Origin of the sequence: Acinetobacter halotolerans (assembly GCF_004208515.1) — a bacterium.
In the GTDB taxonomy this organism is placed as follows: Bacteria; Pseudomonadota; Gammaproteobacteria; order Pseudomonadales; family Moraxellaceae; genus Acinetobacter; species Acinetobacter halotolerans.
In genome coordinates this window covers 1-1237 of the sequence record NZ_SGIM01000026.1, presented here as the reverse complement: position 1 = coordinate 1237, position 1237 = coordinate 1, and the positions used below count along the sequence as shown (strand labels likewise).

The window sequence follows — 1237 nt, the reverse complement described above, 5'->3', positions numbered from 1 at the left end:
TTTGAGTCGCTTTTTTTATGGATATAATCTTTGATGGTATTGATATAAAAGAAAATATAATAATTCAACAACGAGAATAAGCTTGTTTTAACATAGGGTACATTGGGAGTACTCTTTAGTTTTATTAAAAAAAACTATGATATCTTGTTAAGGTTTTGATTGAAAAGTGATAATCTCTCACAGCTTTATTGGGTGTTGTTAGATTAGAGTTTTCTAGATTTTTGAAGAGAAATAAGTTATTTTTCAGTGGTTGCTGGTTAAACGGTATTGGATACGTGGAACATTGATTCGGTATTTGTATGACCCAACATAAGGTAAATAACTGAAAAAGATACAACAAGACTATTTCTCAGCATTCAAAAGCAATTAAGTTTAGAGAACAAACAAATTTTTGTTTTTTTGGAGATTATCCATGAAATTAAGTCGTATTGCACTTGCTATGCTTGTTGCTGCTCCTTTAGCTGCTGCGAATGCAGGCGTAACTGTAACACCATTATTATTGGGTTACACAATGTTTGATACTGAACATAATAACCGTGGTGATAAAGGTCAATTAACGCCAAGTCCTGAACTTGAAGATGATTTATTTGTTGGTGCTGCGATTGGTGTTGAAGTAACACCTTGGTTAGGCGCTGAAGTTGAATATAGTCAAATCAAAGGTGATACAAGCACCAATAACGACTATAAAGGTCGTAATATCGCTGCTAATGCTTATGTAACATCTGATTTGATCACTAAAAATTATGATAGCAAAATCAAGCCATACGTATTAGCTGGTGCTGGTCACTACAAATATGAAGGTGATGACATTTATGGTGGTAAGCAAGAAGGTACATTAGCAAATGCTGGTGGTGGTGTATTCTGGCGCTTGAACGATGCTTTATCTCTTCGTACTGAAGCTCGTGGTACTTATCATTTTGATGAAAAGTTCTGGAACTACACAGCACTTGCTGGTTTAAACGTAGTTCTTGGTGGTCACTTGAAGCCTGCTGCGCCAGTCGTAGAAGTTGCTCCAGTTGAACCAGCTCCAGTTGCTCCACAGCCACAAGAGTTGACCGAAGATCTTAACATGGAACTTCGTGTATTCTTTGATACAAACAAATCAGACATCAAGCCACAATTTAAGTCTGAAATTGCGAAAGTAGCAGAGAAATTAGCTGAGTACCCGAATGCGACAGCTCGTATTGAAGGTCACACAGATAACACTGGTCCACGTGCATTAAACGAACGTTTATCG

At 36.9% G+C, this 1237-nt stretch carries 1 protein-coding gene; it reads left to right on the top strand.

The annotated features are described in order from the left end of the window. Positions 1-412: 412 nt before the first annotated feature. Positions 413-1237, top strand: an 825-nt coding sequence (locus EXE30_RS15695; protein WP_130163205.1) for an OmpA family protein, incomplete at its 3' end; no start/stop codon positions are given.